This is a genomic window from Rahnella variigena (assembly GCF_003610915.1).
GTDB classification, from domain to species: Bacteria; Pseudomonadota; Gammaproteobacteria; order Enterobacterales; family Enterobacteriaceae; genus Rahnella; species Rahnella variigena.
This window is the reverse complement of record NZ_NSDJ01000002.1, coordinates 45,727-71,200: the sequence shown is the minus strand read 5'-3', so window position 1 is coordinate 71,200 and position 25,474 is coordinate 45,727. Positions and strand designations below refer to the sequence as shown.

The following is a 25,474-nucleotide window of genomic DNA, read 5'->3' as shown; positions in this document are numbered from 1 at the left end:
GCCATCAGCGCCACAGGTTATTTAAAAAACGGGCTATGTATTGCTACATAGCCCGTGAAGGTAGCTGATCAGAATTGCTGTTCTGTACGGCTGATAATGTCGTCCTGCACCTCTTTCGCCAGCACCACAAACTGCGCACTGTATCCGGCGACCCGCACAACAAGATCCTGATGTTGTTGTGGATTGTTCTGCGCTTCTATCAGAGTGTTACGGTCAATGACGTTGAACTGGACATGCATACCTTTCTTATCAAAGTAGTTACGCACCAGTCCGCTGAAATGACGTAGCCCCTGTTCACCGGCCAGAGCAGACGGCAGGAATTTCTGGTTGTACAACGTGCCATTGGAGGCAATGAAATGATCGAGTTTAGCCACTGAGTTAGCCGCTGCCGTTGGCCCCTGTGTATCCTTGCCCTGACGCGGTGATACGCCGTCGGCCAAAGGTTCTTTCGCCATGCGTCCGTCAGGCAGTGCAGCCACATCTTTGCCGAACAAAACGTTAGCGGAAACCGGATAGATCCCAGCCTGGAACTGGCCACCACGCGGGTTGGTGTATTTTTCGACTTCCTGGCAGTAAATCAGCGCACAGTTGCGCGCCACCAAATCCACTTCGTCGATGTCGTTACCAAAGCACGGTGAGTTTTCCAGAATGTGGCGAATCTCTTCAAAGCGCGGGTTATTGCCAGCCGGAGCCGCAGAAGTAGTGCTGGCAAGCTGACGGTAAACTTCATTTTTAATCGCCGCCGGATCGAGAGAACCATGCTGATTGATGATACGTTTCACCATCTCATGAATTTCCTGCTCGCCGAGGGATGACTTACCGCCTGCTTCATGAGGAGCGCTGCCGATGGCATGACCGAAATTAGCGTCCAGCGCGCTTTTCAGCTCAGTCATTGACAGTTTGCGGTCTTCAAAAACTTGCTTCTGGATGGCGTAAACAGAATCCCCGGTGTCAGCGATACCAAAGGCCTGCGGGCCGGTAAAGTTGTAGATTGCTCCGCCATCCTGTAATGATTTACCACGACCTATGCAATCATCCACCAGCGCGGAAAGGAACGGTAACGGGCAGCGCTCGCCGTGAGCGATATCGACACTGTTACAGGCCTCGACCAGCTGATGAACGAAGTGTGCCATCTGTTTTTTGAAGGCAGTGAAGAAGTCATCAATGCTGGCATATCCGGTCATTTCGCCGGTCACTGGTCCTAATTGTTTACTGCCCACACGGCCATTGTTCAGTGTGATTTCCAGCACCTTCGCCACGTTGAAGAATGCCGCATCATGCCAGCCTTCGGTACGGTGAGGTGCCTGCGGTTCGACGCAACCGATAATGCAATAGTCACGGGCATCGTGCAGAGAAACGCCACGGTTTTGCAGCGCCGGAATGATCACTTCATCGTTATACATTGCCGGAACGCCCAACCCCATGCGCACCAGTTCACATGCACGGTAGAGGAATTCGTCCGGCGTACCCTGCCAGACGCGAATGGAGAAAGACGGCTGGGGCAGGCGCACATGCGCAGTGGCTTCCATGCACATGTAAGTCAGGGGGTTTGTGGCATCGCGGCCATCTTCAGTCTGACCACCGACGCACAAGTTCTGGAACACGGCGTAACCGGCAAATGCCTGTGCGGAAATTTCATCGCGGGTTTTGTTGATGTCGTTAAGCTTTATCCAGCAGCAATCCACTAACTCCTGCGCGAATTCTTTCGAGATGGAAGTATCAGCGGCGAGATACGGGTACATGTACTGATCGAAACGCCCCGGGGAAATGGAGTGACCGCTGGATTCTATCTGCAACATGCTTTGCAGGAACCAGAAGGTCTGACAGGCTTCCCAGAAATTGCTGGCACCGTTTTCCGGCACCCGCTTACAGTTTTGGGCAATTTGTTCCAGTTCGCGCTTACGCGTTGGATTACTTTCCAGCTGCGCAAGACGTGTCGCTTCCAGCGCATAGCGATGCGCAAAATTGATTGCCGCCTGATAGCTGATAATCACGGCATTGTAGAATTGTTCTTTTTTAATATATCCCGGTTCCGAACGGTCCAGAGCTTCCAGCTGACGGGTCACGAGGTTAATAATACCTCGGAAGCCGATTTTCAGTATTTTGCCGTAATCCACACTGACATGGCCGACACCACCATAGAAATAGTTGCCGACGGTAAATACGCCGCTGGCCATACTTTCTTTGGTGCCTTCTGACATATAAGATGCCGCCAGTGAACTGGTGGTTTTTCCCGGCCAGTATTTAAATGCCTCATGCAAATCATCAGCCGTTTTTTTCGGGATAATAAACGGGTCGGCGACCCGGTGTTCCATGGTATTAAACTCTTTTTCTACCCAGTCGTAAGAGAATTCAGGACAGATTTCAGTGGAGCGAGGATTAATCGTCACCGCGCCAACAATCAGTTCGTCAGGACGAATAGTTACCGGCAGCTCATTAAATATTTTTTCGACTACGCGTGCCCGGCGCATAATAGCGGGCAGTTGTTCATTTTCTTTATACGCCTGCGTCGCTAATACTGCACGTTCCGATTCAACATAAGGTTTCGCATGCAGGATCATATTTTTGAGTCTGACAACACGTTCGGTCGGATTAGAAAAACCTTTCTCTAACATAGTGTAACTCCCGAAATGAGTGATTTAACCTTGCGGCAGTAATAGTTTTTATTAGCGGATAATCAGAAAGCGCTATTATTGTTATCGTCTTCTATTATTCGCATGGCTTCATTTACCGCGGCGACTTCGCCAAAAATAGCAAGCGTCGTAATATGTTGTGGACAACTACCAAATATTTCCGAGACCACAACGTTGGCGCTTTTACTGGCAGCATCTGCGTAAAAATACAGGTCCGGCACCGGCAACATAATCATGCCAATCGCATCGATACGGATAAGATCAAGCCTTGAACGAAATTCCCCGGGCATTCTGCGTTTTATCATCGCCACGATGTCCGGGGTCGGGGCATTAATAATGCGTTTTTTCATCGACGCCCCTTATCTGACGTTAAGGGCCTCGACCATCACGCAGCGACGGGTTCTGGCAAATGAACGCGCTGACGTCAGCCCTTCTCCGGTAGGTCCGGCAATGGTAAAGGTGGCATGCCCTTCGCCGCCGACACCCAACCCGGCATAAGAAGGCCCGTTTTTGACGAAAATCGTGGTCTGGATCTGCCGGGCCATTTTGGTCAGCTTTTCGACGTTGGTTGAATGCATGATGGCGGTATGGCGGTTGCCATGTTCGACCTGCACCGCCAATTCAATGGCTTCATCCACATTATCGACCCGCACCACCGGCAGCACCGGCATCATCAGTTCATGCAACACAAACGGATGATTTTTCTCGGTTTCAATCAGAATCACTTTAGTGTCTTCCGGCGCACTGACGCCCAGTTGTTGCAGAATATAGCGAGCATCTTTGCCAACAAAAGCGGTGTCAGGACCGGAGCCTTTTTCGTTCAGCACCAGAGATTCCAGCTGGCGGATAAGTTGTTTGTCACACAGTAAATAGCCACCGCTTTTTTTCATGCAATGGATCAGATAATCCGCTACCTGATTGACCACAATCACTTCTTTTTCAGCCACGCACGGCAAATTATTATCGAAGCTACATCCGCGAATGATGTCGCGGGCCGCCTTTTCAATATCGGCGGTTTCATCCACTACTGCGGGCGGATTGCCTGCACCGGCGCCAATCGCTTTTTTACCGGATGACATTACCGTTTTCACAATCGCCGGACCGCCGGTCGCCACCAGCATATTGATGCGCGGGTCGTTGATCAGCGAGCGGGTGTTGTCTATGGAAGGCTGTGTTACCGTCACCACCAGATTGGCCGGCGCGCCCAGGGCGGCGAGTTTCTGGTTAATCAGTTCAACACAGTATAAAGAAACGTTGCGGGAGCGCGGATGCGGGCTGAATACCACGGAATTGCCTGCCGCCAGCATACCGATACTGTTGTTGATGATGGTTTCTGTCGGATTGGTGGTCGGCGTGATCGAACCGATAACCCCGTAAGCAGAAAACTCCGTCAGGGTCAGGCCGCTGTCACCACTCAGCGCGCCGGTAACGAGATCTTCCAGCCCGGGGGTTTTCTGTGCCGCCACGCGGTTTTTGGTCAGCTTGTCGGCGTAATTGCCCATGCCGGTTTCTTCTACCGCCATGCGGGAAATACCCTGCAAAACGGCGTCCTGCAGGAATACATCGCGGATGCCCTGAACAAACGTCGCCCGATCCTGCATTGAACAGTGGCGATACTGAACCTGCGCCAGCACTGCCGCGGCAATCGCTTCATCCATGGAAGCAAACGCACCGTTACCTGCCTCACATGCCGGTGACTGCACCGCCGTTGCAGGAGCTTTAGAAGGTGCCTGCGCCAGCGCTCTGGCAACAATGGCGTCGAGCGTGTCACCGCCCGTTGCCTGAGCGATTTCAGACACTGCCTCAGGCGCAGTATCTGACGTTGTTTTGGTAAACCTGCTCAGCACGTTGGAGACCGCCTGAGCAATTTCAATATCATTCATGCTGTTAATTCCTTACTTCACGTCGCTTCGCCAGGTTAACCCTTAAATATAGGGCTTGGTGGTAGAGCTGATAGGCGTCGGATCCAGCGTGGCAAGCAGTTGCAGCCCGACTTCACGTGCTGCAATTACGGCCTGTCGCACTGCACCAGAATCACCGGCAAAGGTGAAAATGACTTCGTTGCTAAAACTGGTACCTTTCGACGGACTGGCGTAACCCACCGGCTCGATCACTGCCGATTTGGCCGCCACATCGGCAATGACCACGCCGATGGCCGCAGGTGACGCACAAGTCATGCCGAAAGCTTTACCGACCGGCGCACCGAAAGCTTTATTCAGCGCAAAACTGGCACGTGCTGTGTACTGGAATTCAAGATGACCGGCCGGAGAGCCGTAAACATCGCCCATCGTGCGTTCAATCTCTGAAAGCGCCACTTCAATAGCACGGCGGACATCGGACACATCAGTAGCACCAAAAATAATTAAACATCCGTGCCCGCCGCCGCCTTCAGTATCACGCGCCAGTTCCACCGATAATATTTCGCTGTTGGTGGCTTTCACTGCTTCATCTGCCGCAAATATATGCGGACCCGCACCGGTTCGCGCCCCAAGAATACCAATAGAGCGATATTTCTTGTCGATATTCATGACGTCATGTAACTGATGATCGACATTGGCAATAACCAGACCAATAGTATGTCCGAGCGCGGTGCCGACAAATTCCGTTAAACCGCAACCAGCAATACTGGCGGCTTTTTTATCCCTGGCATTGTCGCTGGTCTGTTTATTCACTACTTCAGATATAATCTGCTCAACAAGATTATCTCTCATGGTCAGTATCCTCTGGGGTTATTAACCGACAACTGTTTACCGACCTTTATTAGCCGACGGCTTTTGGAAGAATTTTTTCAACTTCAATATGCGGGCGAGGAATAACATGTACAGATACCAGTTCGCCAACTTTGAGCGCCGCAGCAGAACCGGCATCCGTCGCCGCTTTCACTGCACCAACATCGCCGCGCACCATCACAGTAACCAGCCCTGAGCCGATTTTTTCATAACCAACCAGAGTGACATTGGCGGATTTAACCATGGTATCTGCGGCTTCAATTGCAGAAACCAGACCTTTTGTTTCAACCATACCTAACGCTTCTTGTTGCATAACGACCTCTGATATTGAGTTGGGAAATTAATTAATGCAGGGTTATTAACGTCGGCCAAAAATCCGCGCACTTATATCCTGCAGGTAAACTATTCACGCACAATGATAATAAGGACTGCACGACAAAATGTTTTGCCCGCCAGCCGGACTTTCTTGTTATTTCATCCGGCAACCGGACAATAAAATCTCTTTGTTTTCTTTTTAATTAATTCACCGTCTGCTCGACGCAAATCGCTACCGCATCCAGCGCTATCATTTTTTCTTCATTAGTCGGGATCACGACTACGCGCGGGGAACCAGGCAATGAGATAACGCCCGTGCGACCGCCGCAGGTGTGCTGATTTTTCTGCACGTCCAGTTTCAGCCCCAGCACACCAAGGCGCGCAAGCGTCAGTTCGCGGACCAGCGCTGAATTTTCGCCAATGCCACCCGTAAAAATCAGCGCATCGAGTCGTTTCAGTGAGGTCAGATGCGCCCCCAGATGGCGCGCCAGCCGGTGAACCATCACATCTATTGCCAGCGTTGCCCGGGCATCACCCTGCCCGCGCGCTTCCAGTAAGGTGCGGCAATCACTGGATAACCCGGATAATCCCAGTAATCCTGACTGGTTATTCACCATTTTGTACAACGCATCGATACTCTGACCGGTACAGGTCGCAATATGCGCCGCAGCACCAAAATCCAGATCGCCACAGCGTGTCCCCATCACCAGCCCTTCCAGCGGCGTCATGCCCATTGAGGTATCCACGCTGCGCCCGTTTTGCACAGCACATACCGAAGAACCGTTACCAAGATGGGCAATCAGAATGCCATGATCGGCCGGGTCGAGATCCAGCATTGTCAGCGCTTCGCCCGCAATATAACGATGCGAGGTGCCATGAAATCCGTAACGGCGGACCTGATAGCGTTGCTGATATTCCAGCGGAATGGCGTAGGTGTAGGCCGCCGCAGGCAGTGTCTGATGAAACGCGGTATCAAACACCGCGACCTGTTGCACCTGAGGCAGCAGTGCGATGGCCGCTTCGATGCCGGTCAGATTCGCCGGGTTATGCAGAGGCGCCAGCGCCGACAGCGCACGAATTTTTTCGATGACCTCCGACGTGAGCCGAACCGATTGTTTGAATTCATTGCCGCCATGGGCGACACGATGTCCAATAGCCTTTACCGCAGGCAACCACTGGCGTTCTGCCAGTTCCCTGAACAACACTTTCAGCGCGCAAACGTGGCTGGCTTCGCTCAGCGCCACCGTGGTCTTCTGTCCGTGGCTGTTTTTCAGCGTCATGCTGGCGTTATCCAGCCCCAGCCTTTCAGCCAGACCCGACAACACCGGCGCGCCTGAATCAGACGGGATCAGCGAAAATTTCAGCGAGGATGACCCGCAGTTAATAACTAAAACCAGTGAACCGAAGGACATGTTGACCCCTGTTAATCATTTCCTGTTGTGAGTACGAAGCGGGCGACGCTGAAGCGTGTGAGCGTGTTGCGCGCGACAGTCAGATCTTGTTCAACCGTGCCGCCGCTGATGCCAATCCCGCCAAGTAAAATCCCCTTCGACCAGCACGGTAGTCCGCCACCAATGCAGCAAATGCCGTTCTGATGTTGCAGGCTGTAAAGCGCTGCGCCAGGTTGGATCAGCGCAGCAAGTTTGTGAGTGGGCATTTTGAGCGCCACGGCGGTGCGGGCTTTTTCCGGCGCAAGCTGGTGGCTGATCAGCAATGCATTCTCCATGCTGAAGAAATAGCGCTGATGGCCGCTGGCATCCGCCAGGCTGAACACCATCGGCACGCCAATACTCAGCGCTTCTTCAGCGGCAAACCGCGCCAGCAAGGCGCCGTCTTCCAGGCTAAACGTGCGCTGCGAACCCGTTCCCTGGACGGTAATCGCCGCGCTGATCCAGCTATCGAGTTGTTCAGACATGGCGTTTCCTTAAGACAGATCTTGCGGATCGACGATGCCAACCACGGCTGCATCAATCACAGAATGCTCTTTGCTGTTGCTCATGCGCGCCGAACTGCCGGTGGAGATAATGACGATTTCGCCATTGCCTGCCCCGACGAAATCCACCGCCACCTGGGCGCTGCCGGTGGGCTGGTAATGCTCATCCAGCCGCGCAACCATCAGTAATTTGGCCCCGTTTAACGAGACGTGTTTGGTGGTCGAGACCAGCGCGCCGGTCACTTTTGCCAGATACATAATTCCTCCGGTTCACCGGATCACGGTGATGTTCTGTCGGCGAATTTCATCTTGCGCAGCGGGGGTAATCAGCGTGTTACGGCCAATGCGCAGCAAGCCGCTGGTGTGATGAAGACGGATATCATTCAGTGTGATTAGTCGCTTTTGGCAGGCAGTGTCTTCAAGGCCTTTTATCGCAATGCCGTATTGCCTGAGCGAATCAACATAATCATTCAGCCGGGCCTGCAGCGGCGGCGTAAACGCACTGTCACTGAGATGCAGCAGTTTGGAATTGAGTGTGACAATCACCGGCGTATTTAAGCTGAGCGCGTGAAAAACCTGCGTAGTCGCGAGGTTATCGCGTAACCCCAGCGCAATTTTGCTCAGGCTGTTGGTGGAAAGCGCCGGCAAATACAGGCTGTCGTCGGTCAGCGTTGAAAACTCATCGGTACCGCTAACCGATTGAATTTCAGAGAGTAACGCAGATTTCAGGCCGGATTGTCCGGCGCTGTGTGAAAACATCACCCGGAGATCATAACCGGCAGATTCAAGCGCCCGCAGGCTTTTCAGAGTCTGTGGCAAGGTATTCAGATCGCTGCCGGTGATCACCACGCGCACGGTTTTGCGTCCTGCATTGCGTGCCGCACGTTTGCGCACCAGCAGCTCGGCAATCGACTTATCAATCAGCCGTGACAAACGCTGAAGCTCCGGCGTATTCATGGGTGCGTCACCTTGCCGGTCCGAAACAGCAGGTCGCCGTTGCGCAGCCCCAGGCCGTTGGCTTCTTCCACATCGATATGCAATTCCGGCACTGCATCCGCACTGACCCGCACCAGCACATGGCTCAGAATGCCCGCCCGCTGGCCCTGTGCCTGCAAATCGATTTCCATGCCATCGCGCAAACCGTGGCGTTCTGCTTCCTGCGGGGAGATATGAATGTGTCGCCAGGCCACAATGGTCCCGTGCGGTTTGCTGACTTGTCCTTTCGGCCCGACCAGCTCGATACCTGGCGAATTTTCCAGATCACCTGACATTCTCACCGGCGCTTTGACGCCCAGCGCAAAACTGTCGGCCACTGAAATTTCAATCTGCGTGACGCTGCGCAGCGGCCCGAGCACCCGCACATTGGCAATATCACCCTTGGGCGTACGCAAGGTAACGGTCTCTTCCGCAGCAAACTGACCGGGTTGTTTAACCGCTTTCAGGCGCGTCAGCGTCGAGCCATATCCGAACAACACATCCATATCTTCACGGCACAAATGCACGTGGCGGTTAGAAATACCGACTGGCACAGCAAACTTCAGTGCGCGGTATTCGCCGGTTTCAGCGATGCAGGAAAGCAGCAGGTCAATACTCTGCGCACAAGGCGTATAGGGATTGGAAGCGGTGCAACCATCGGCCAGCACGGCCTGTGTCAGCAAGGGGCGCATCGTTTCATATGCGGCCAGATCCGTACCGAGTTCTTTTAAGCTGCAGGGGATACCAAATTGCCGGTTTAGCTGTCGGAGGCACTCCACCAGTTGTGAAATCATGTCTTGTGGATCAGCAGTTGCGATACCCATAATTTGGGCGCACAGACAGTAACGGCGGGTCGTTTCAGGCGAGGCATGCGCGGCGTTAAATTCGGTGACTAAAGGCAACACCATGGCATTAATTTTACCATGAGGAATATGCAACATCCCGCCGATGGCGTGTGCCATGCCATGCACCAGCCCAAGGCCGGCCGAGTTAAACGCCATGCCCGCCATACAGGAAGCGTTATGCATATGAGTCCGCGCCGCGACGTCTTTATCATCCTCATAAATCTGCGGCAAATGCTGCCACGTCAGGGCGATGGCTTTTTCGGCCAGCGCATCACTGAAATCATTAGCGCCGGTTGAAACCAGTGCTTCGATGGCATGAGTCAGCACGTCCATTCCGGTATCTACCGCGATATGTCGCGGTACACTCAGCACCAGTTGCGGATCAAGAATGGCGGTATCCGGTACGAGTGCCTGCGAAACCAGCGGGTATTTGCGGCCATTCTGCGGGTCAGAAATAATCGCATAGGACGTCACTTCCGAACCGGAACCGCTGGTCGTCGGAATGGCGATCAGTTCGATGTCATATTGCTGAGAATCGGTCTGCTGATAGTAGTCTTCCAGCGTCACTTTGATGCCTTTGGCAGCATCCAGCGAAGACCCGCCGCCCAGTGCAATAATCACCTGTGGCCGGAAGGCTTTAAACTGTGCTGCGCCTTCCTGCAAAATTTCCGTGCACGGATCTGGCCTGACCTTGCCATACACCGATATCGTGGCCTGCGGCATCTGTTCCGTCAGATACGCGACCTTACCTGACGTCACCATAAATTCATCGGTGACAATCGCCACTTTCATATTAATCAGGCTGTTTAATGCCATGAGGGCGCCGTCGCCAAAGTACACGCGCGGGCTGGAGAAAAAATAACTCGCCATTATTTCAACACCTTTACTCAGGATGCCGGCTTACGGAAGGCGGCCGAAAAAAGATGCATTTAACCTAACATTCTGCTTCTGAAAGGCTGTTGCTCAGGGTTGTGCAGGTGGAGGACTTTTTTGCCCTGTTGTTTTTGCAACGGGCAAAAAAATGCAGGACGCAAGAAGATGACAGAGAAAAAAACACAAAACCTTTTGCATCAAATTGACACAATTTGTTATGTTATCACATATCACAAAACGCCTGAGTGGACGGGTTCAGGGATGACGCTAGACAAAACACAAAACAATGAGCCGGTTCTGGTGGTTGAAGGACTGACACTGCGGCTCGCCGGTGAAAACCGTATTTCCGGTTTGACCTTCAGCATCAACGCAGGCGAGCGCGTTTGTCTGCTCGGCGCTTCCGGCTCAGGCAAATCTCTGACCGCCAGGGCGATCACTGGCACAGCGCCCGCAGGCGCGGATCTCAGTGGTAGTATCCGGGTGAATGGCGCAGAAGTTTGCGGCAAACCGCCGGTATCACGTTGCGCGTACAGCCGTGTCGCCACGGTTTTTCAGGATTCTTCCGCTGCACTCAACCCGCTGATGACACTTGGAAAACAGCTGCGCCTCGCCCTGCCCGCTGCGAGCGCGGATGAGATTCACGCCATGCTGGACGCCGTGGGGTTGGGCGATATTGCGCGACTCTCTTCACGTTATCCGGCTGAACTTTCCGGTGGTCAGCGCCAGCGTTTGTGCCTTGCGCTGGCGATGCAATCTCGCGCAGCGTTGCTGGTGGCGGACGAGCCGACGACCGCGCTGGATGTGTTAACTCAACATCAGGTTTTGCAGGCCATACGTACAGCCTGTTTTGCCCGCCCTTCACGTGCGCTGCTGTTTATCACCCACGATATCGCCGTCGCCGCGCAATTATGCGAGCGCGCACTGGTGATGGAAAACGGTGTTCTGGTGGAATCTGCCGCGATGTCGCAGTTGCTCAGCCGCCCGCAACATCCGTATTCCAGACAACTGGTTCACGCCGCCAGACAGGCCGCCATGCTGCATCAGAATGCTGCGTCACTTTGCGGGGTTGCAGTCTGATGGAAATTCCACTGCATCTGGTCACCGAACCCTTTTTGCATCTGCATAACGTCAGCCGTCATCATGCGCTACCACGTGCCTTCTGGCGCAGACAGCACAAGACGCTGTTTGAGCATTTGTCGCTACGCGTAAGCCGCCACGAAACTCTCGGACTGGTGGGTGCCTCCGGCTGCGGTAAGTCTTCCCTGCTGAAAATTCTTCTGGCGCTCGAAGCACCCGACAGCGGAAAAGTGTATTGCGCGGGTACAGAAATCCGCCCGGGCTCAGCACGTTCTTTGCGGGAATACCGGCGGTGCGTGCAGTATATTCCGCAGGATCCTGCAGGCTCATTGCCACCTGCGCAGACGATCGGTCAGATTATTGCCGAACCGCTGAAACGTCTGGGTTTTGAAGGCGATATTCGTTTGCGGGTCAGCGATGTGATGGCGCAGGTGAGTCTCAGCGACACTCTCACCTCCCGGACGGCAGGTGAGCTTTCCGGCGGACAGGCGCAGCGTGTGGCGATTGCCCGTGCGCTGGCGATCCGCCCGCAATTTCTGGTGGCTGATGAGCCGGTCAGCGGGCTGGATCTGCCGCTGCGTGCGCAGGTCAAACAGCTGCTGCAACAGGTGACGCAGCAAAATGGCATGGGCCTGCTGATGGTGACACATGATATTTCGATGGTCGCCGGTTTATGCGACCGTCTGCTGGTGATGCACGGCGGTGAGATTGTAGAAGACCGCGCCACGCAGGACGTTTTGCGTTCGCCGGACCATACTCATACGCGGCAGTTACTCAACGCCATACCTCATTTACCTTTGATCGTTAACGGATAACCGGATGCTGACCCGTTTTATTGCGCGCCCTTCTGCGCCCAAACCGCCGCTGCTGCTTGCCAGCAGTCTGGTGTTTAATATTGGCTTTTATGCTGTCGTGCCATTTCTGGCGATTTTTCTTCGCGATGATTTACTGCTTTCCGGCTGGGCGATCGGGCTGGTGCTGGGTCTGCGGACGTTCTCACAACAAGGGATGTTTTTACTCGGCGGCGCGTTATCAGATCGCTACGGCGCACGTCTCATTATTCTGCTCGGTTGCGTGGTGCGCATCGCCGGTTTCCTGCTGCTCGGACTTTCCGACACGCTGGCACCCGTGATCCTCGGTGCCTGCCTGACCGGTGTCGGTGGCGCGCTGTTTTCCCCTTCCATTGAAGCCCTACTGGCGCAGGCCGGAACCCACAGCGAAAAAGCCGGAAAACGCAGCCGCGCCGAATGGTTTGCTCTGTCAGCAGTATGTGCCGAACTGGGGGCCGTGCTTGGGCCGCTGCTAGGCTCCCTGCTTTCCGGATACGGTTTTCAGCCGGTAGCGCTGGCCGGTTCCGGACTGTTTCTGATTGCGCTGCTGGTGCTGTTTTTCACCCTGCCCGCCACGCCAAAACGCGCCACAGAATTGAAAATTGTGCAGTGGTGGGAGACGTTCCGTCAGCCGCGTTTTGTGGCTTTTATCATCGCCTATAGCGCGTACCTGTTCAGCTACAACCAGCTCTATCTGGCACTGCCGGTTGAACTGCGCCGTTCTGGCGGCAGTGAGCAAGATCTCGGGCCATTGTTCGTCCTGGCTTCGGTTCTGGTGATCGTACTGCAAATGCCGCTGGCGCGTTTTGCCCGCCGGATGGGTGCCGCACGGATTTTGCCTGCGGGCTTCGGATTGCTCTCTGCCGCATTTGTCGCTGTCGCGCTGTTCGCCTGGACGATCCCGCCCCAGGGCTGGCTGCGGCTGCTTCCATCCGTGTTGCTGATCACCCTGCTGACTGTCGGCCAGATGCTGATTGTGCCGGTCGGGATGGATCTGATCCCACGCTTTGCCGGGCAACATAATCTCGGTGCGCATTACGGTGCGCTCTCTTCGATGGGCGGCATTGCGGTGCTGGCGGGCAATTTCCTGCTCGGCGGCCTGCTTGATAACGCGCTAACCCCATCACCCGCCGCGGTCATTCCGTGGCTGGCGCTGGCGGCGGTTCCCTTTTTAAGTGCGCTGGCGATGTGGCGAATCTGCCGCCGCCTGCCTCCTCCCGCAATCTGACAAGGAATTTTTGATGTCTCTGTTACGTGTAAGCCCGCTGGCCGGGCTGCTTTCTGCTGCGCTATTACTGACCGGTTGCTTCAATGAAGCCGATAAAACTCCCCAACAAAGTGTCGATCAGCGCCTGCGGCTGGCGATGTTACAACCGCCACGTTCCGGCCTGACGCCGCTCAGCGACGATGCGTTTAAACTCTCGCGCTGGAGCACAGCAGAAACGCTGGTGGTGCTTGATAAAATGGGTGAAGCGAAACCGGCGCTGGCGACAAACTGGCAGCAAACCGGCGATAACCGCTGGCGGTTTGAGTTACGCCCGGAGGTAAAATTCCATGATGGCAGCGCGCTTGATGCCGCCACGGTGGTAAATGCGCTGACCGTCGCCGCACAAGCTGCGCCAAAACCACGCATTCTGGATGGCGTGCAACTGACCGCTGAAGCGGACGGTCAGCTGGCCGTTATCGTCACCACCGCGCAACCCGATCCGTTGTTGCCACAGCGACTTTCCAGCCCGCAGCTGGCCATCCTTTCAAAAAAAGCCTACAGCGCGGATGGCACGGTTAACCCGCGTCATACCGGTTCCGGCCCCTTTGAACTGGTGCAGGTCAACGGCACCAGCAGCGCCAGACTCGAGCGTTTCGCCGGTTACTGGGGGAAACAGGCTAAAGCCAGCGGCATCGACGTCAGTTTTGTGCCGGATGGCACCGCGCGGGGAGCAGCGTTACGTACCGGTTCAGCGGATATTGTGGAAGCTATTCCGGTTTCACAGGCACCGTTGCTCGACCAGCGTTTAATCCACGAAGTGCCCATGCCGCGCACCAACACGCTGTATCTCAATACGAAATCCGGCGTGATGCAGGATGCGGCATTGCGTGCCGCCGTGCGCGACGCGATTAACCGTCAGCAACTGGTGGATAACGTCTACGAAAAACGTGCCGACGTGGCGCAGGGTTTGCTCGGCCCGGCGCTGCCGTGGGCGGCAGAATTGCGCCAGCCGGTGAGCGATCCTGTTACTGCTGCTAAACCTGCCGGTGAAACCATCACATTAGCGACATTCAGTGACCGCGCCGAACTGCCGGAAGTGGCGGTGTATCTGGCGCAGCAGCTGACGGCGGCCGGTTTTACCGTCAATCAGGTGGTTCGCGAGTATTCACAAATCGAATCTGATGCGCTGGCAGGTAAGTTCGATGCGTTTATTTTATCGCGTGCGACAGTACTTGATTCCGGCGATCCGGTGGCCTACATGTACAGCGATTTCGCCTGCAAAGGTTCGTTTAACATCGCGCAACTTTGTCGCCCTGAAATCGACCAGGCGTTGCAAAAAGCCGCTGCCATTCCGGCAGGCAATGCGCGCCGTGAGGCCATTATGCGGGCTGAAAACCTGATCCTCTCAACTGATGCCGCCATTCCAATACTGCATGAACGAGTGATTCAGGGCGAAGCGGCTGATATTCGTGACGCCGTGCGCGACCCGCGTGAACGCACGCTAATCAACGCTGCTACACAGCGTGTGAGTCAGGCTGGCTGATGAGCGAATCTCTGTATTGCCGCACCTGCGCGGGTGTCAGCCGTCTGCGCATGAGCCAGTCCGCCGGAGCACTGATGCCACTGATTTCACGCCTGCTGACCCTGGCGGCGATAGTAGTGCTGACCGGTCTGCTGCCGTGGTTGTCCGGCGGTGATCCGGCGCTGTCATTACTGCGCGCGCGTTCCGGCGAGCAGGAAGCCACGGCAGAAACACTGTCGGCAATCCGCCAGTCGCTCGGGCTGGACAATGGGCCGTGGTTTGCGCTGACGCACTGGTTGAACGGTTTGCTGCACGGCGACGCCGGTGTGTCATGGGTTTCGGGATTGCCGGTTCTGCCCGGTACGTTGCAGGCAACCGGCGTTTCAATAACGCTGATGGCATCCTCCGCGGGCGTGGCCTTTACTCTCGCGCTGTTGTTGTGCGCCGGCACAATGTTGCGCGGATTACAGGGCAGAACGCCCCGCCCGGCGGGTTTTACCGCAGCGCTTTTCACCGCCCTGCCGGAGTTTTTACTGGCGTCAGTTCTGCTGATCGTCGGTGCGGTCTGGCTTTCCCTTTTTCCGCCTTATGGCTGGCAAGGCTGGCATTACGCAGTGCTGCCTTCGCTGGCACTGGGTATTCCGGCTGGCGGGTATCTCGGACGAATTTACTCTGATGCGCTCTGCGAAACCTTTAAAGAAAACTGGCTGACGACCTGGAGCGTGCTGGGTATTAAACGCCGTCATACCGCACTGGCCGTTGTCTGCCGGACGCTGCCCGGGGTAATGCCACTGACCGGGCTGGTGCTGGTTTCCCTGACCGGCGGCGCAGTGGCGGTTGAAAAGGTGTTCGCCATTCCGGGTCTCGGGCGCGCCACGCTGGGCGCAGCGGCTGCGGGTGATTTACCGGCCTTACAGACCGGAATTCTGATCCTGCTGTTACTGGCGTCTCTTTTTGGCATGTTAACCGGAGGGGTGCGGATCGTCTTGCTGGGGCGCGCCGTCAGGCTGAACGCGGTGCCGGTTCCGGTATCCTCCAATCGCACGGAAAAATCGCGCCCGTGGATCCCGCTGTTATGCCTGTTGATTCTGGTTGTAATGGTCTGCGCCGGTTTGCCACGCGACCCGCTGGCATCGGACTATTTACGGTTACAGCCGCCGTCTTTCGCCCTGCCTTTTGGCGCGGACGCGATGGGGCGCGACCTTCTCGCCCGTGTGGCGCACGGCACACTCAATACCTGTTTTCAGGCGCTGATAGTTTCGCTGATTTGTCTGGTCGCTGGGGTGATTGCCGGTGCGTTTCCCCGCGCAATGACCGGCCCTGTTGAAGTCGCCAATGCGCTGCCGCCGGTGATCGCCGGATTAGTGGTCGCTGCCCTTAACGGCGCTACGGCAGGAGGCGCCATCATTGCCGTCACCGCCGTCAGCTGGGCGCCGCTGGCAGCTCACACCGCCGCGCGGGTGGCGGAAATCCGCGCGCGTCCTTATATGCAGATGCTGCCCCTTTCCGGCGTCGGGGCTATTCGTCGTCATGTGTTTTATGTGTTTCCCGCCCTTGCCGGTCCGCTTCTGCGCCACGCATTACTGCGTTTACCCGGCATCGCGCTGGCGCTGGCGTCTCTGGGTTTTCTCGGGCTTGGCGCACCGCCGCCGGTGCCTGAATGGGGACGCGTGCTGGCCGAAGGCATGCCTTATATCGAGCGTGCGGGCTGGACGGTTTTCGCCCCGGCAGGCGCGCTGGCGTTACTGTCGGTGATGGCCGTAACCCTGAGCAATGTACGCTGGAAAAATCCGGCCCGTGCTCGCTGAACCATTATCTGAATTTATAGTTTCGCGCTAATCTGTTGGACTGATTTATGACAAGAAGACAGAACAGGAAGACAGAAAATGGACTCGCGTAAACCGCTGGACGGATTTGCCAGCAGCGTGATGGTTGGGCTTTGTATTATCTGGGGTATGCAGCAGGTGGCGATCAAAAGCGCCGCAGCGGATATCACGCCGTTGTTACAGGTGGCGCTGCGCTCGGGCATGGCGGGGCTGGCGGTGATGATCCTGATGCTCATCCGCCAGCGAAAAATCCCGTTCAGCGCACAGACGCTGCGCCCCGGATTGCTGGTCGGTTTGCTGTTCTCCGTTGAATTTATGTTTGTCGCTGAAGGGCTGCGGTTCACGACTGCCGCTCACATGGCGGTTTTCCTGTATACCGCACCGATTTTCGCTGCGCTCGGTCTGCATTTTCTGGTGCCGGAAGAACGCCTGAGCCGCCTGCAATGGTCCGGCGTCGGCATCACCTTTCTCGGCGTAGTTGTCGCTTTCCTGTTTGGCGGCAATAATTCTACGGCACCGCAGGCCAGCAATATGCTGCTCGGCGATTTCTTCGGCCTGCTGGCCGGTGCCTTTTGGGGCATGACCACTATCGTGGTGCGTCGCAGCGCGTTATCTTCCGGCAGCGCCACCATGACGCTGTTTTATCAGCTGGCTGGCGCGTTCGTTTTGCTTGGTGCCATGGCGTTACTGACCGGTCAGACGCAGTTTCGCCTGACGCCGGTTTCTGTCAGCAGCATGGTATTTCAGACCGTGATCGTGACGTTCGGCAGTTATCTGGCGTGGTTCAGCCTGATGCGCCGTTATCAGGCTTCGCGTCTGGGGATCCTCTCGTTTATGACGCCGGTTTTCGGCATTATTGCGGGCGTGGTTTTTCTGCATGAACCGCTGAAAATCAACTTTATCGCCGGTGCGCTGCTTATCATGCTGGGGATCCTGACCGTGAGCGCCGAAGGAATGTTGCGCCAGTGGATAGCAAAAAGGCGTCTGGGGAAATTGCGTTAATGCCTGATTACAGTGAAAATTAATCCTGATCATTAAGCACGCGACACGAAGCAGCTAATCTGCTGCCTGTCCCCGCGATTACAAGAAAAATGGAGTTTATCATCGCCCGATCACAAGACATTTCAGCGATCAAGATCGTCAAAACATCAGCGACCCTGATAGGGCTGGCGCTGTTACTGGCCAGTTGCTCTTCGAAGCCGCCGAAATCACTGGTCACGCCGCTGCCACCGGTGTCCAAACAGCCACTGCCGGGTAAATCTGCGCAGTCGCATGAACCGGTGCGCGGTGTATGGCTGGCGACGGTTTCCCGTCTCGACTGGCCGCCGGTGTCTTCGGTGACGGCCAGCAGTCCGGCTGCACGCATCAGCCAGCAGAAAAAGGCTCTGACTGACAAACTCGACAAGCTGCAAAGTCTCGGAATAAACACCGTATTCTTCCAGGTGAAACCGGATGGCACGGCGCTGTGGGCCTCTAAAATCCTGCCGTGGTCGGATACGCTGACCGGCAAAATCGGCCAGGATCCGGGCTATGATCCGTTGCAGTTTATGCTCGATGAAGCGCATAAGCGCGGAATGAAGGTCCACGCCTGGTTTAACCCTTACCGCGTGTCGGTCAACACCAAACCTTCTACCGTGGCTGAGCTGAACAACACGCTGCCACTGCATCCTGCCAGCGTATTTGTCCTGCACCGCGACTGGATCCGCACCGCCAGCGACCGCTTTGTGCTCGACCCTGGTATTCCCGAAGCGCGCGACTGGATAACCAGCATCGTGGCCGAAGTGGTGTCGCGTTATCCGGTGGATGGCGTGCAGTTTGATGACTATTTCTATACTGAAGCGCCGGGTTCGACGCTTGACGATAATCTGACGTTCCGGCGCTACGGACACGGATTTGCCTCGAAAGCCGACTGGCGACGCCATAATACCCAGCTGCTAATTGAGCAGGTTTCACGCACCATTAAACAGCTGAAACCCGGCGTGGAATTTGGCGTCAGTCCGGCAGGCGTTTGGCGGAATGTATCGCACGATCCGGCAGGTTCCTACACCTCTGGCGCGGCGGCCTATGATGAGGCGTATGCCGATACCCGTCTCTGGGTGCAGCAGGGTTTGCTTGATTACATCGCGCCGCAACTTTACTGGCCTTTTGCCCGCAAAGCCGCCCGTTATGATGTGCTGGCGCAGTGGTGGGCGGAAGTGGTGAAACCCACCCATACGCGCCTCTACATTGGTGTCGCACTGTATAAAGTGGGTGAACCTTCGAAGAGTGAACCCGACTGGATGATTAGCGGCGGCGTGCCTGAGCTGAAAAAACAGCTCGATATGAATGAATCCAACCCGCAAATTCAGGGCACGATTCTGTTCAGGGAAAACTACCTCAACCAGCCGCAGACGCAGGAAGCCGTCAGCTACCTGAAACGCAGATGGGGCAACGCAGGCTGAGGCAACAGGAACGCGACCGGTCAGGCGGTCGCGTTTTGAAAATCTTCTTTTTTAAGGCGCATCGGTGTAATCGGCATACCGTAAAAATCGGTGGTCGGGCCGGTGATTACACCGCCCAGATCACTGATGATTTTCACCGTGGAATCCCGCGCATCCAGCAGCACTTTATCCGTTTGCTCCAGCATCTCCTGCAATGAAACACGCGCCAGTTGTTTACCGATCCCCATTCCGCGATAGCACGGATTCACCGCAAACCGTCCCCAGTGCCAGTGATTATTTTCATACCAGCAGGAAACGGTGCCCATAACATATTCCCCCGAGCGGACTATCCAGCACTGACTTTTCAACTGCGGCGGTAATGAAATCAGTTCCGCCGGAATATTCTGCTCCTGCGCAAAGGTCTCAGTTAATAGTTTCGTCACTTCCGGCAGGTAATTACTGCGCATTATTTCAATTTGTATTCTTTGCGGATGACGTGCAGCATTACGCCGGAAGGTGTTAATTCTCAGCGCACGTAACCCGTTTATTATTTCCTGCGCATCCTGCAACGCCATTGCATTATCGATAAATGATAATTCATTATCCGCCGCGTCATCCGCCGTCTCTAAACTCCGCGCACCCGCCGCCGTCAGCTGAAAACTTTTCTGCCGTTTGTCTTTGACACCCGCCACCGGTTCAACATAATTTTTCCCGGCCAGCACGTTCAGCGTCCGGCTCAGTGACGCCTTATCCATACTCAGCTGCAGACATAATTCGGCAAAAGACGTCACGCCATTCTTCGACAGATAGGTCAGCAGATGCGCCTGTGTCAGGGATAAACCCGAGCGAAAACAGTTTTTATCCAGCAGCCCGAGCTCCCTGACAAGATAGCGGAGCTCGGTACGGATCGTGTGAATGGCCGACATGATTAACCCTGATTGTTGATAGTATCAATGAAATTAAAGGGTCTCCATTATTCTGTCAAGACGCTAGTTTGAAAGCCGCTTTATATTGGCATTAATGGTTGCCTGGATCGTATTGCGCGTTTCGAACGTGATTTGATGGTGGAACATCTCCTGACACAACGCGGCAAAACTGGCAGCAGCTTCACATATTTTCTCAATAATAAGTTCTGTTTCCTGAGAGGTTAATTCAGCTTCCTGCATGCCCAGCGCCATGACATGTTTCCTTTCGATGTCGAGTGCCTCACCCATCACATCCATCTGATGATAACCGCCTGGCCCGTCGCAATAAGTGACATCGTAAGCCGGTGCCAGTGTCCATTGACCCGAAGATGCCATCAGGTAAGAGAAATTTTTTGGATGGTCGTCGCGGTTATTGAACGCAATATTGAATACCGCTCGCTCAAACGCGCGAGCTTTTTCACGAACATCATTCGTACACATCTGCGTGGCACGTAAAAAATTGGTGTAATCGAGCGCCCCGGGGGACTGGTAGTTAGCGCCGGTGAATGCGGCGAGACTTTGCATGGGTACTCTCACCCCTTGTTGGCGGTCAAAACGTTTACTGGCGAATGCAGCTTGCCCACCCGGCAGACTGAAATACTGAGAATCCGGCGTGACAATATTGCAGTTGCGCAGACTTTGCGCATAGACCGCCTCAATGGCACAGACTTCAGGATGTTCCTGCCGGGCAGGAAATTTAATCAGCCAGTTTTCCAGGTCTGGAGCAGACTTAGTCGTAAATATCCCCGTCACAGGATCACGGCAAAGCAACGCTTTGGGTCTCGCACCTTGCGGAGATCCACCCATTTTCATCAATCTTTGCAAAAACTCGCCACCTTCACCATCGAGTACTTCCTGAACTTCAGACGCTAATTGAACGAGCGGAATGTCTTCTTCAGGAGGAGATGCTTCCGGTTGCGCAGGCCGGAATGACATCGCCCCCATCGCATTACTTCCGATATAGGTGAGTCGCTCCAGCGGCCCAATCCGCGCTGCGTTGAGACCACGCTGTCTGAACAATCTGTCCATCAGGAGCATCCCCCAACCGTCGGGTAATGAGTCATAGACAGGCGCAGGCAAACCCAGCTGATGTAAGGGAAATTCTCTGCGTAGTTTGGACCCGCGCAACGGCAGCGTATATGAAGACAATTCCAGCCCTTTGCGTAAGGCTTCATCACTGTATTCGAACAAGATGACCGGACGACCGGTAAGCGCAGTGGAAGACACTAGAGTTCCCAACAGCCAGTGTTCGCTCCATCCTTCGTAATACACTTCTATTTTATCAGGCATCGTCAGTCTTCTTTCTGATCCGCTGGCGTTTCAGGCTACTTTCATAGCGGAGAATGTCGTCCAGACTGTCAACTTTCGGCTTAAAAAGTTCTTCGAGTTCGCTCAGGCGTCCAAGTACCATCGCTACTCTGATCACATTCTCAAAGCCCACATTTTTTCCCGATTCGAGATTGGAAACCGTATTAACGCCGACGCCAGCCCTTGCTGCCACATCAGCCTGTGTCATTTGCTGTGACAGCCGTTCGTTACGCAGACGGTCACAAAGCATTTTAACAATTTCATCGGGTCTGCTGAGACTTAAATCCATCATATTGTGTTTAAACCTTAAATATCAGACTTAATACACAATATTATAGAATTAAACACAGATGCCGCATAGAAATATCAGGAAGGGTTTGTGAGCCATTGAAAAAGAATCTTGACCGCTGCATCATGCCCGATGCAGCGGCAGTAAATTACTTGCTAGCCCAGTCTCATAACATCACTTTCGCCGCCATTTCACGGCTGTAGTCACGGCTGGCGTCGACCAGCACGCGGGTGTAATCGTCCGTGATATCGCCGCGCAGCAGGGCATCGGTTTCCAGTGTTTCAAGGATTTTGCCGTATTTCATCACCGCGACGCGCTGGCAGAGATGGGCGATCACACCCAAATCGTGGGTGACCATCAGATAAGTCAGGCCTTCCTCTTTTTGAAGATCGAACAGCAAATTGAGGACTTCTGCCTGTACCGACACATCCAGCGCAGAAGTCGGTTCGTCGAGAAGTAACACGCGCGGTTTGAGGATCAGCGCCCGCGCAATTGCCACGCGCTGGCGCTGGCCGCCGGAAAGCTGATGCGGATAACGGCTGCGGAACGCACGGTTCAGGCCGACTTTCTCCAGAATGGTATTAATGCGCTGATCACGCTGGTCGATACGGTGAATTTGCAGCGGTTCTTCCAGAATGTCGCCGATAGTATGGCGCGGATGCAAGGAGCCGTAAGGATCCTGAAACACCATCTGCACCAGACGACAGCGGTCGCGTCCGATGCGGTGCTCAAGCTGCTGGCCATCGATTTTCAGCTCGCCCTTCCAGTGAGTAAACAACCCCGCCAGACATTTCAGCACCGTGGTTTTACCGGAACCGGATTCGCCCACCAGCCCGAAAATCTCGCCTTCACGCACGGCGATATTCACATCCGTCAGCACCTGCGTGGTTTTCGCGCCTTCGCCAAACGTCAGGTTCAGGTTGCGCACATCAATCATGGTTTTAGCTGTCATGTCGGTTCCTTAATCTGTCAGCCAGCTGGCCTGCCGCTGCATCACCGGCAGCGGATAACGGCGGTTATCCATGTCCGGCAGCGCGTTCAGCAGGCCGCGAGTGTACGGATGCTGCGCGTTATCAAGATCGGTAGCGGCGATGGATTCCACGATGCGTCCGGCGTACATCACCAGCACACGATCGCAGAAACTGCGCACCAGATTGATGTCGTGACTGATAAAGATCAGCCCCAGACCGCGCGTTTTCACCAGGTCGTCGAGCAGCGCCAGCACCTGTAAACGCACGGACACATCCAGCGCCGAGGTCGGTTCATCGGCGATCACCATTTCCGGGTCGGTGATCAGCATCATTGCAATCATGATGCGCTGTCCCTGCCCGCCGGATATCTCATGCGGGTACAGACCGTACACCCGTTCCGGATCCCGGATGCGCACCACGTCGAGCATATTCAGCACTTTGCGTTTGGCATCCTGATACGAACATTTGTGGTGCGACCGCCACGCTTCGGCAATCTGATCGCCCACGCACAGCACCGGATTCAGTGAGTATTTCGGGTCCTGCATAATCATCGAAATCCGTTTGCCGCGAACCTGACGCATCTGCTTCGGGCTGGCGTGCAGCAAATCGACATCGGCGAACTGCATTTTGCTGGCGGTGATCTGCGCTTTTGACGGATGCAGATGCAACAGCGCACGACCGACGGTGGATTTACCCGAGCCGGATTCGCCGACAATCGCCAGTTTTTCGCGTCCGAGCTGGAAAGACACGCCGCGTACCGCCTGCGTCACCTGACGACCATTCACAAAACTGACGTGCAAATCCTGCACATCGAGTAACGCCTGAGCGTCAGTCATTTCGGGGATCGAGAATGTCACGAAGGCCATCTCCTAAAAAGTTGAACGCCAGACTGTTAATCAGGATCGTCAGACCGGGAATAGTCGCCACCCACCAGCACTCCATCATGTACGTACGCCCGCTGGATATCATCGCGCCCCACTCCGGATCCGGTGGCTGTGCGCCGAGGCCGAGGAAGCCCAGACCGGCGGCAGTCAGAATGATACCGGCCATATTCATGGTGATACGGATGATCACCGACGGCAGGCACAGCGGCACAATGTGACGCCACAAAACCCGCAGCGGACTCGCGCCCTGCAAACGCACCGCTGAGATAAAGTCAGCCTGTCGCAGTGAGAGCGTTTCAGCACGCGCCAGACGCGCAATTGGCGGCCACGCGGTGAGCGTAATGGCGATCACTACATGTTCCAGCCCCGGCCCGAGCGCGGCGACAAACGCCAGCGCCAGCACCAGACTCGGGAAAGAGATGAAAATATCGGTGACGCGCATCAGCACCATGTCGGTTTTGCCGCCGAAATACCCGGCGGTGACACCTAACAGTAATCCAAGCGGCCCGACGGTGACCGATACCAGCAGCACAATGTACAAAGTGATGCGCGAGCCATACACCAGACGGCTGAAAATATCGCGGCCAAACTCGTCGGTGCCGAACCAGTGCGCTGCCGACGGCGGGCTGAGCGCGTTGTTTAAATCCTGCACCAGCGGATGAAACGGCGCGATCCACGGCGCAAAAATCGCCACAATCATCAGCACCAGAACTATCGCGCCGCCGATGGCCGTCAGCGGATTACAGGCCATCTGCCACAGAAAATGGCCCACGCGGCCAAACGCCCTTTTCACGCGCTGACGTTTTTCGTCGCCTGCGCTGAGCGTGACGGAATCGAGGGAAATCGTCATACTTTTGTCCTCGGGTCAAAGACCTGATAGAGCAGGTCAGAGAGCAAATTCAGCACCACGAAAATCATGCCGACCAGCAGCACGCAGCCCATCACCGCGTTCATGTCACCCAGCATCAGGCTGCTGGTGAGATACGAACCAAAGCCAGGCCAGGAAAACACGGTTTCAATCAGCACCGCGCCTTCGAGCAGCGAGCCGTACGCCAGCGCCACCACGGTCAGCAACTGAACCAGAATGTTGCGGAAGGCGTGATTCCACAGCACATGCCATTCACTCAGCCCTTTGACGCGGGCAGTGATAATGAATTCCTGTGAAAGTTGCGCCAGCATAAAGCTGCGGGTCATGCGGCTGATGTAGGCCAGCGAATGAAAGCCGAGTAGCGACGCAGGCAGGATCAGGTGATTAAGCGCGTTGCGAAACACTTCCCAGTTTCCGGCGATCAGCGCGTCAATCAGCATAAATCCGCTGTGGCGGGTGACCTGCCCGTCGAGGCTGAAATCTACCCGTCCGGCACCGCCTACCCAACCGAGCCAGGCATAAAACACCAGTAAACCCATCATGCCGACCCAGAATATCGGCGTGGAATAACCGGCCAGACTGATGATGCGCACCACGTAATCCGCAATACTGTTGCGTTTTGCCGCCGCCAGCACACCTAACGGTATGCCGACGCCTGCGCCAAGAATGATCGCCAGCGTCGCCAGTTCCATGGTGGCCGGGAACACGCGCAGAATGTCCTGCGTCACCGGTTTGCCGGTCAGCAGCGCGTTGCCTAAATCGCCGTGCGCCAGCCCGGAAAGGTAGATGCCGAACTGCGTCCACAACGGTTTATCAAAACCGAGCTGGTGGTAAACCTGTTCATAGGTGCTGTGGTCGGCGTCCGGTCCGACAATCGCCAGCACCGGATCCACCGGCATCACGCGGCCAATAAAAAAAGTCAGCAACAGCAAGCCAAACAGTGTGACCGCCACCTGCACCAGCCGTTTGCCGATACGTCCGGCGGGGAATGACATCCGCGCCGT

At 55.3% G+C, this 25,474-nt stretch carries 24 protein-coding genes; 7 read left to right on the top strand and 17 right to left on the bottom strand.

Going from position 1 to position 25,474, the window contains the following annotated elements:
• Nucleotides 1–68 precede the first annotated feature (68 nt).
• The 10 genes from grpM to pduL form a co-directional block, all read right to left on the bottom strand.
• The gene (gene grpM / locus CKQ54_RS22290; protein WP_120162934.1) at nucleotides 69–2,615 is read right to left on the bottom strand and encodes a glycyl radical diol dehydratase GrpM; all 2,547 of its coding nucleotides are present in this window, start codon (nucleotides 2,613–2,615) and stop codon (nucleotides 69–71) included.
• 62 nt (nucleotides 2,616–2,677) lie between these two features.
• Nucleotides 2,678–2,983, bottom strand: coding sequence for a BMC domain-containing protein (locus CKQ54_RS22285; RefSeq protein WP_112289093.1), 306 nt, complete (start codon nucleotides 2,981–2,983; stop codon nucleotides 2,678–2,680).
• Between the two features lie 9 nt (nucleotides 2,984–2,992).
• Nucleotides 2,993–4,516, bottom strand: coding sequence for an aldehyde dehydrogenase family protein (locus CKQ54_RS22280; RefSeq protein ID WP_120162933.1), 1,524 nt, complete (start codon nucleotides 4,514–4,516; stop codon nucleotides 2,993–2,995).
• A gap of 42 nt (nucleotides 4,517–4,558) precedes the next feature.
• The gene (gene pduB / locus CKQ54_RS22275; protein WP_112289091.1) at nucleotides 4,559–5,344 is read right to left on the bottom strand and encodes a propanediol utilization microcompartment protein PduB; all 786 of its coding nucleotides are present in this window, start codon (nucleotides 5,342–5,344) and stop codon (nucleotides 4,559–4,561) included.
• 49 nt (nucleotides 5,345–5,393) lie between these two features.
• Nucleotides 5,394–5,675 carry a propanediol utilization system shell hexameric protein GrpH gene (gene grpH, locus CKQ54_RS22270; protein WP_095925478.1) on the bottom strand — a complete coding sequence of 94 codons (282 nt, stop codon included), beginning with the start codon at nucleotides 5,673–5,675 and terminating at the stop codon, nucleotides 5,394–5,396.
• A 205-nt stretch (nucleotides 5,676–5,880) separates the two neighbouring features.
• On the bottom strand, nucleotides 5,881–7,089 hold the full coding sequence (gene tdcD / locus CKQ54_RS22265) for a propionate kinase (RefSeq protein WP_120162932.1): 1,209 nt from the start codon (nucleotides 7,087–7,089) through the stop codon (nucleotides 5,881–5,883).
• An 11-nt stretch (nucleotides 7,090–7,100) separates the two neighbouring features.
• The gene (locus CKQ54_RS22260) at nucleotides 7,101–7,592 is read right to left on the bottom strand and encodes a GlcG/HbpS family heme-binding protein (protein ID WP_120162931.1); all 492 of its coding nucleotides are present in this window, start codon (nucleotides 7,590–7,592) and stop codon (nucleotides 7,101–7,103) included.
• 9 nt (nucleotides 7,593–7,601) lie between these two features.
• The gene (gene grpN / locus CKQ54_RS22255; protein ID WP_112289088.1) at nucleotides 7,602–7,868 is read right to left on the bottom strand and encodes a microcompartment shell vertex protein GrpN; all 267 of its coding nucleotides are present in this window, start codon (nucleotides 7,866–7,868) and stop codon (nucleotides 7,602–7,604) included.
• A 12-nt stretch (nucleotides 7,869–7,880) separates the two neighbouring features.
• Complete coding sequence (locus CKQ54_RS22250; protein ID WP_120162930.1) at nucleotides 7,881–8,567, bottom strand: flavoprotein; 687 nt, start codon at nucleotides 8,565–8,567, stop codon at nucleotides 7,881–7,883.
• A complete protein-coding gene (gene pduL, locus CKQ54_RS26010) occupies nucleotides 8,564–10,300 on the bottom strand; it encodes a phosphate propanoyltransferase (RefSeq protein ID WP_279630531.1) in 1,737 nt (578 codons plus the stop codon). Before pduL ends, CKQ54_RS22250 begins: the two co-directional genes overlap by 4 nt.
• A gap of 264 nt (nucleotides 10,301–10,564) precedes the next feature.
• Here pduL and CKQ54_RS22240 point away from each other — a divergent pair, with 264 nt between their 5' ends.
• The 7 genes from CKQ54_RS22240 (at nucleotide 10,565) to CKQ54_RS22210 (ending at nucleotide 19,206) form a co-directional block, all read left to right on the top strand.
• The gene (locus tag CKQ54_RS22240; protein ID WP_120162980.1) at nucleotides 10,565–11,380 is read left to right on the top strand and encodes an ATP-binding cassette domain-containing protein; all 816 of its coding nucleotides are present in this window, start codon (nucleotides 10,565–10,567) and stop codon (nucleotides 11,378–11,380) included.
• On the top strand, nucleotides 11,380–12,195 hold the full coding sequence (locus CKQ54_RS22235; RefSeq protein WP_120162929.1) for an ABC transporter ATP-binding protein: 816 nt from the start codon (nucleotides 11,380–11,382) through the stop codon (nucleotides 12,193–12,195). The genes CKQ54_RS22240 and CKQ54_RS22235 overlap by 1 nt, the downstream gene beginning before the upstream one ends.
• Nucleotides 12,196–12,199: 4 nt before the next feature.
• Nucleotides 12,200–13,438, top strand: a complete 1,239-nt coding sequence (locus CKQ54_RS22230; RefSeq protein WP_120162928.1) for an MFS transporter — start codon at nucleotides 12,200–12,202, stop codon at nucleotides 13,436–13,438.
• Nucleotides 13,439–13,451: 13 nt separating this feature from the next.
• Nucleotides 13,452–14,960, top strand: coding sequence for an ABC transporter substrate-binding protein (locus CKQ54_RS22225; RefSeq protein WP_120162927.1), 1,509 nt, complete (start codon nucleotides 13,452–13,454; stop codon nucleotides 14,958–14,960).
• Nucleotides 14,960–16,747: an ABC transporter permease subunit gene (locus CKQ54_RS22220; RefSeq protein WP_120162926.1), complete on the top strand. Its 1,788-nt coding sequence runs from the start codon at nucleotides 14,960–14,962 to the stop codon at nucleotides 16,745–16,747. The genes CKQ54_RS22225 and CKQ54_RS22220 overlap by 1 nt, the downstream gene beginning before the upstream one ends.
• Nucleotides 16,748–16,825: 78 nt before the next feature.
• The gene (locus CKQ54_RS22215; protein WP_120162925.1) at nucleotides 16,826–17,767 is read left to right on the top strand and encodes a DMT family transporter; all 942 of its coding nucleotides are present in this window, start codon (nucleotides 16,826–16,828) and stop codon (nucleotides 17,765–17,767) included.
• An 89-nt stretch (nucleotides 17,768–17,856) separates the two neighbouring features.
• Entirely contained in the window at nucleotides 17,857–19,206 is a 1,350-nt protein-coding gene (locus tag CKQ54_RS22210; RefSeq protein WP_120162924.1) for a glycoside hydrolase family 10-like protein, read from the top strand.
• Between the two features lie 20 nt (nucleotides 19,207–19,226).
• On the opposite strand, the gene CKQ54_RS22205 is transcribed toward CKQ54_RS22210, so the two are convergent.
• From CKQ54_RS22205 to CKQ54_RS22175, 7 genes are all read right to left on the bottom strand, one after another.
• Entirely contained in the window at nucleotides 19,227–20,111 is an 885-nt protein-coding gene (locus CKQ54_RS22205; protein ID WP_120162923.1) for a GNAT family N-acetyltransferase, read from the bottom strand.
• Nucleotides 20,112–20,174: 63 nt separating this feature from the next.
• Nucleotides 20,175–21,440 carry a type II toxin-antitoxin system HipA family toxin gene (locus tag CKQ54_RS22200; RefSeq protein WP_120162922.1) on the bottom strand — a complete coding sequence of 422 codons (1,266 nt, stop codon included), beginning with the start codon at nucleotides 21,438–21,440 and terminating at the stop codon, nucleotides 20,175–20,177.
• Nucleotides 21,433–21,747 carry a helix-turn-helix transcriptional regulator gene (locus tag CKQ54_RS22195; RefSeq protein ID WP_208644648.1) on the bottom strand — a complete coding sequence of 105 codons (315 nt, stop codon included), beginning with the start codon at nucleotides 21,745–21,747 and terminating at the stop codon, nucleotides 21,433–21,435. The genes CKQ54_RS22200 and CKQ54_RS22195 overlap by 8 nt, the downstream gene beginning before the upstream one ends.
• Nucleotides 21,748–21,913: 166 nt before the next feature.
• The gene (locus CKQ54_RS22190; protein WP_120162979.1) at nucleotides 21,914–22,684 is read right to left on the bottom strand and encodes an ABC transporter ATP-binding protein; all 771 of its coding nucleotides are present in this window, start codon (nucleotides 22,682–22,684) and stop codon (nucleotides 21,914–21,916) included.
• A 24-nt stretch (nucleotides 22,685–22,708) separates the two neighbouring features.
• Nucleotides 22,709–23,575 (bottom strand): ABC transporter ATP-binding protein, encoded by an 867-nt coding sequence (locus CKQ54_RS22185; protein ID WP_120162978.1) that lies wholly within the window; start codon nucleotides 23,573–23,575, stop codon nucleotides 22,709–22,711.
• On the bottom strand, nucleotides 23,547–24,452 hold the full coding sequence (locus CKQ54_RS22180; protein ID WP_120162920.1) for an ABC transporter permease: 906 nt from the start codon (nucleotides 24,450–24,452) through the stop codon (nucleotides 23,547–23,549). The genes CKQ54_RS22185 and CKQ54_RS22180 overlap by 29 nt, the downstream gene beginning before the upstream one ends.
• Nucleotides 24,449–25,465 (bottom strand): ABC transporter permease, encoded by a 1,017-nt coding sequence (locus CKQ54_RS22175; protein WP_120162977.1) that lies wholly within the window; start codon nucleotides 25,463–25,465, stop codon nucleotides 24,449–24,451. The genes CKQ54_RS22180 and CKQ54_RS22175 overlap by 4 nt, the downstream gene beginning before the upstream one ends.
• Nucleotides 25,466–25,474: the final 9 nt, after the last annotated feature.